This is a genomic window from Mesorhizobium sp. M7A.F.Ca.CA.004.12.1.1 (assembly GCF_003997835.1).
Classification (GTDB): Bacteria; Pseudomonadota; Alphaproteobacteria; order Rhizobiales; family Rhizobiaceae; genus Mesorhizobium.
The window spans coordinates 1-5,865 of sequence record NZ_RZRK01000376.1 but is presented as its reverse complement, the minus strand read 5'-3'; the positions used below and the strand labels follow the sequence as shown (position 1 = coordinate 5,865).

Sequence of the window (5,865 nt, the reverse complement as noted above, 5' to 3'; positions counted from 1 at the left end):
CATCAAGCATGACAATTTCGTGCGCGAGGTCGAAAAGCAGCTCGGCGGCTTCCGCAGCAAGGCCGACAGCACCATCCCGCAATATGCGCAATATGTCGGCGGCGATTTTCGCGAGGACCGCGACCTGATGGACGCGCAGATCGTGCTGGGGTTCGAAGGCCGGGCCTATCATGTGCGCGACTTCTATGCCTCGCAGGTGCTCTCGATGATCCTCGGCGGTGGCATGTCGTCGCGCCTGTTCCAGGAGGTCCGCGAGAAGCGCGGCCTGTGTTATTCGGTCTATGCCTTCCATTGGGGCTTTTCCGACACCGGCGTCTTCGGCGTCCATGCCGCGACCGGCCAGAGCGACATCGCCGAACTGGTGCCTGTCATTATCGACGAACTGCAGAAGGCCGGCGAGAAAATCCTGCAGGAAGAACTCGACCGGGCGCGCGCCCAATATCGCGCCGGACTGATCATGTCAGCCGAAAGCCCGGCCAGCCGCGCTTCGCAGATCGCACGGCAACTGCTCCTGTTCGGCCGGCCGATCGCCAAGGAGGAACTGATGGAACGGCTGTCGGCGCTGACGGTCGAGCGGCTGACCGATCTATCGTCGCGTTTGTTCTCGACCAAGCCGACGCTTACCGCTGTCGGGCCTGTGGGCACACTGGCGCCATACGAGGCGATCCTCGAATCGCTCGCAGGCACGCAGACCGCGGCCCGTAAGCTCGCCGTCTAAGCCCCTCGAAGCGTCGTGTTCGCGCTCCCTTTCTTTCGCCGCGACCTGCCGGCGCTGAAAGGCGACCGCGTCACGCTGCGCGTGCCGTTCACCAACGACTACCGCGAGTGGGCGGTGGTGCGTGGCGAAAGCCGCGCCTTCCTCGAACCCTGGGAGCCACGCTGGACTCCCGATGAACTCGACCGCAACGCATGGCGGCTGCGCATCAGCCGCTACCGCGAAGATTATGCGCAAGGAACCGCGATCGCCTTCTTCATCTTCGAGAAGAGCAGCGGCAAGCTTGCCGGCGGCATCACGCTCGGCAACATACGCCATGGCGTCTCGCAAAGCGGCCATGTCGGCTACTGGATCGGCGAGCGCTTCGGCGGCCGCGGCCTGATGACCGACGCGGTCAAGGTGGTGGCCCGCTTCGCCTTCGATACGCTGAGGTTGCACCGGATCGAAGCGGCCTGTATTCCCGACAACATCAGGTCGATCCGCGTGCTTGAAAAAGCCGGATTTCGGCGCGAAGGACTGCTGCGATCCTACCTCAGGATCAACGGCATCTGGCAGGACCACTACCTCTACGCCCGGATCGCGGACGATCCGCCGGGCGTTGGAACGAAGGACTGATTTTTGACGAATTTCCTGCGAAACGGGTCGCTGTTCGCCTTTGTCCTCGCGACACTCCTGACGCTGTGGGCGGCATCGTCGGCCTTCGCCGTGGAGCCGATCAAGATCGCCCGCGACGACGTCGCGCTCGACCTTTCCGGCGCCGTCGAGATCTACCGGAACCAGGGCGAGAATTTCCAGGTGTCGACCGCGCCGGGTCCGGACGGTATCGTGCGGCGCATCGAGGTTGAGGCCAATGATGCCCGTTCGACCGGCGACTGGGCGGTGTTCGCGCTCGCCAACACCACCGACCAGCAACTCGACCGGCTGATCGTCGCACCCCATTTCCGCCTGGTGAATTCCGGCATCTTCTGGCCGGATCTCGGCTCGACCCGCATCGCCGCCATCACGCCCAGCGAAGGCTTCGCGCTCGACCGCCAGACCAGCCCCGATGCCGACGTTTTCCGGGTGACGCTGAACCCCGGCACGGTGATCACCTTCATCGCCGAACTGGCCTCGCCGAAGCTGCCGCAGGTCTACCTCTGGGATCCGGAATCCTACAAGGACTCGGTCAATTCCTACACGCTGTTTCGCGGCATCGTCATCGGTATCGCAGGCTTGCTGGCGCTGTTCCTCACCATTCTTTTCGTGGTCAAGGGAACCTCGATGTTCCCCGCGACCGCCGCGCTTGCCTGGGCGGTACTGGCCTATATCTGTGTCGATTTCGGCTTCCTCAACAAGGTCATCGAGATCTCGCCCGGCAATGAGCAGATGTGGCGGGCGGGAACGGAGGTGGCGCTGGCTGGAACCTTCGTGGTGTTCCTGTTCGCCTATCTCAACCTCAACCGATGGCACGGCCATTTCAGCTACGGCGCACTGGTCTGGATTCTCGGGCTGGTGCTGATCGCCGGGGTCGCGATCGTCGATCCGGCGGTTGCCGCCGGCATCGCCAGGCTGTCCTTCGCCGCAACCGCACTGACCGGGCTTGGCCTGATCATCTTCCTCGGCATACGCGGCTACGACCGTGCCATCATGCTGGTGCCCAGTTGGGTCATGGTGCTGTTGTGGCTATGCGGATCGTGGATGGCGATCACCGGCATGCTCGACAACGACATTGCCCAGCCGGCCCTGGGCGGCGGGCTGATCCTGATCATCCTTCTGATCGGCTTCACAGTGATGCAGCACGCCTTTGCCGGCGGCGCCCTGCACCAGGGCCTGTTCTCCGACCTCGAGCGGCAGGCGCTGGCGGTGGCCGGATCGGGCGACACGGTCTGGGATTGGGACGTGCTGCGCGACCGCGTCGTCACCAAGCCCGATGTCAGCATCCAGCTCGGCCTGGCACCGAACAGCCTTGGCGGCGCGGCCCGCAACTGGCTGCCGGTGCTGCATGCCGACGACCGCGACACGTTCCGCACGACGCTCGACGTGGTGCTCGAACACCGGCGCGGCCGGGTGTCGCAGAATTTCCGCCTGCGCGGCGCCGACGGCCACTATCACTGGTTTTCACTGCGCGCACGCCCGGTCATCGGCTCGGACGGCGAAGTCATCCGCTGCGTCGGCACCATGGTCGACGTGACTGAGCAGAAAAAGTCCGAGGAAAGGCTGCTGCACGACGCCGTGCACGACAATCTGACCGGCCTGCCGAACCGTGAACTTTTGATGAACCGGCTGGAAGCGATCATCTCGATCGCGCGCACCGAAGAGAAGGTGCGGCCGACCGTCTTCGTCATCGACATCGACCGTTTCAAGCAGGTCAATGACGGGCTCGGCATCTCGGCCGGCGATACCATCCTCTTGACCATCGCGCGCCGCCTGCACCGGCTGCTCAAGCCGAAGGATTCGCTGTCGCGCTTTGCCGGCGACCAGTTCGCTTTGATGCTGCTGTCCGAACAAGACCCGGCCCGCATCGCTGCGGTCGCTGATGCCATAAAGCATGCCATCAACAACCCGATCACCTTCGCCAAGCGCGAGATCGTGCTGACCGCGTCGATTGGGCTGATCACCTGGAATTCGCCGCAGATGTCGGCCGAGGACATGGTCAAGGATGCCGAGCTTGCCATGCACCAGGCCAAGCGCTTCGGCGGCGACAGGATCGAGCCGTTCCGTCCGGCTTTCCGCACTGTCGGCACCGACAGGCTGCAATTCGAATCCGACCTGCGCCGCGCCATCGAGCGGCGCGAATTCACGCTTGCCTACCAGCCGATCGTGCGGCTCGAGGACGGCAGTGTCGCCGGCTTCGAGGCGCTGCTGCGCTGGGACCACCCGCGCCGCGGCATGATCCCGCCGGCGGATTTCATCCCGGTAGCCGAAAGCTGCGGTCTTATCGTGCAGCTCGGCCTGTTTGCCATGCAGCAGGCGGCGGAAGATCTCGCCAGCTGGCAAAAACAGATCGGCGACGCGCCGCTGTCGGTCTCGGTCAATTTGTCCAGCCGCCAGTTGATCCGCCGCGACCTGGTCAGCGACGTCCGCTCGGTCATCGCGCGGGCCAATCTGAAGCCGCGCTGCTTCCGGCTGGAGCTCACCGAATCGCTTGTCATGGACAATCCCGAGCAGACCGCCCATGTGCTGACCAAGCTGAAGCAGCTCGGCATCGGCCTGTCGCTGGACGATTTCGGCACCGGCTACTCCTCACTGGCCTACCTGACGCGTTTCCCCTTCGACACCATCAAGATCGACAAGAGCTTCGTCGACGACAACACGCCCAAGCGCGCGGTGCTGCTGAAATCGATGGTCAACATGGCGCATGAGCTCGGCCTGTCCGTCGTCGCCGAGGGCATTTCGGACGAAAGCGATGCGCTGGAACTGCGTCAGATGGGCTGCGAATATGTGCAGAGCTTCATGTTCGGCGCCCCGATGCCGGGCGACCAGGTGCTGAAGACGCTAAAAGAGCAGTATCCGCTGACGCAAGCGTGAGCGGATCAGGCGTGCCCGGCCGCCAGGCTGAGATGCGCAAGGTCGATACCGATCGAGGCGAGGATCCGGTCGTATTTGCGCTCGATATCGGTGTCGAACAGAAGCTCGGCATTGGCCGGACAGGTCAGCCAGCCATTTTCGGCGATCTCGGTCTCCAGTTGGCCGGCGCCCCAGCCGGAATAGCCGAGCGCCATCAGCGCATGACGAGGCCCGCGGCCGGACGATATGGCGCGCAATATGTCGACGGTCGCCGTCAGGCAGATGTCGTCGGAAACGGTCAGCGACGATTCCACCCGATAGTCTCCCGAATGCAGGACGAAGCCCCGGCTGCGGTCCACGGGGCCGCCATTGCGCACGACGAAATCGCGGGCCTGAGCCGGCAATCGGATCGCCTCCTGCTCGTTCATGATGCCCAGTTGCACGAGCAAGTCCGGAAACAGCATCTGCTGCGTCTGGTTGATGATCAGGCCCATGGCGCCTTCATCGGAATGTGCGCAGACATAGATGACCGAGCGCGTGAAACGGTCGTCCTTCATGCCGGGCATGGCAATCAGGAACTGATCGTCGAGAAAGCCGCGACTGGCGACCGTCTTCTTGTGGCGCAACAAGTCCATGAAGGGAGCGTAACGCGTTTCCAAAGCGCCGAAAAGATGCGCCGTGCTGGATTCGACCAAAGCTTGTGGCGGCGGCTCGAACATTCTTCTCCCTCGAAGTCACGCAAATATGATACCGGCAAGGCCATGAAATCATTGCGCGGCCACGAACGGACGATCAAATCACCGCCATGCGAAGCTTGAAAATCCTGCTGCTCGGCGCCGCCATCGGATCGGCAACCGCTCTTCCCGCCGCCGCCTCCTCATCGGCGTGGTACAACAGCGAAGGCGGCAAGGTCCGGCTGGTGACCTCAGGCAAAGCCGACGACACCGGCCGCATCCAGGGCGTTCTCGACATAGCGCTCAAGCCCGGCTGGAAGACATATTGGCGCGATCCGGGCGACGCGGGCGTGCCACCGCAACTCGACATTTCAGCCAGCACCAACATCGCCGACGCAGCGCTATCGTTTCCGGCGCCGCAGCGCCATGACGACGGCTATGGCAAATGGGCAGGCTACAACTATCCGGTTTCTCTGCCGGTGACATTCACGCTGGCGGCGCCGAACCAGCCGGCGTTGATCGATGCCGACATCTTTCTCGGCATCTGCGAAACGATCTGCATTCCGGTGCAGACGCGGCTGACCGTCGACCCCGCCTCCGATCCGGACAATGCCGAGGACGCAGCGCTGGTGAAGGCGAGTTTCGCGGCGCTACCAGCGCCCGCGAGGTCCGATTTCGGCATCGCTGTGCTGCCGGGCGACCACGAGACGCTGATTGTCGAAGCGAGCTTTCCCGGCGATCCGGAGGCGGCGGATTTCTTCGTCGCCGGCGAGCGGGACTACATGTTCGGCACCCCTGCCCGCAGCGAAAAGGACGGCAAGCTGATCTTCACCGTGCCGATCCTCGATCGCCCCTCGACGACGCCGACCGATGGCGGGCTTCACTATACGCTGACGAGTTCGGCGGGCGCGGTCGAAGGGGTTCTGCCTTTCCCTTGATCCAGCCCACCCCAACGGTTGCAGGAAGCCGTCGGGTTCGCTAGGCAAAGAC

At 63.7% G+C, this 5,865-nt stretch carries 5 protein-coding genes; 4 read left to right on the top strand and 1 reads right to left on the bottom strand.

The window, feature by feature from the left end:
• The 3 genes from EN984_RS19790 to EN984_RS19780 form a co-directional block, all read left to right on the top strand.
• Positions 1-718 (top strand): pitrilysin family protein (locus EN984_RS19790; RefSeq protein WP_164765539.1); only part of this gene is annotated, 718 nt, incomplete at its 5' end.
• Positions 719-733: 15 nt separating this feature from the next.
• Positions 734-1,330 (top strand): GNAT family protein, encoded by a 597-nt coding sequence (locus EN984_RS19785; protein ID WP_127268573.1) that lies wholly within the window; start codon positions 734-736, stop codon positions 1,328-1,330.
• Between the two features lie 3 nt (positions 1,331-1,333).
• Complete coding sequence (locus EN984_RS19780) at positions 1,334-4,222, top strand: EAL domain-containing protein (protein WP_127270311.1); 2,889 nt, start codon at positions 1,334-1,336, stop codon at positions 4,220-4,222.
• Between the two features lie 5 nt (positions 4,223-4,227).
• Here EN984_RS19780 and EN984_RS19775 read toward each other — a convergent pair whose 3' ends face one another.
• Positions 4,228-4,836, bottom strand: coding sequence for a YqgE/AlgH family protein (locus EN984_RS19775; protein WP_023808594.1), 609 nt, complete (start codon positions 4,834-4,836; stop codon positions 4,228-4,230).
• 170 nt (positions 4,837-5,006) lie between these two features.
• On the opposite strand from EN984_RS19775, the gene EN984_RS19770 reads away from it, so the two are divergent.
• Positions 5,007-5,813 (top strand): protein-disulfide reductase DsbD domain-containing protein, encoded by an 807-nt coding sequence (locus EN984_RS19770; RefSeq protein ID WP_127270313.1) that lies wholly within the window; start codon positions 5,007-5,009, stop codon positions 5,811-5,813.
• Positions 5,814-5,865: the final 52 nt, after the last annotated feature.

Coding starts and splice junctions, on each gene's coding strand:
- EN984_RS19775 (WP_023808594.1), bottom strand. CDS start 4,836: ATGGACTTGTTGCGCCACAAGAAGACGGTCGCCAGTCGCGGCTTTCTC.
- EN984_RS19770 (WP_127270313.1), top strand. CDS start 5,007: ATGCGAAGCTTGAAAATCCTGCTGCTCGGCGCCGCCATCGGATCGGCA.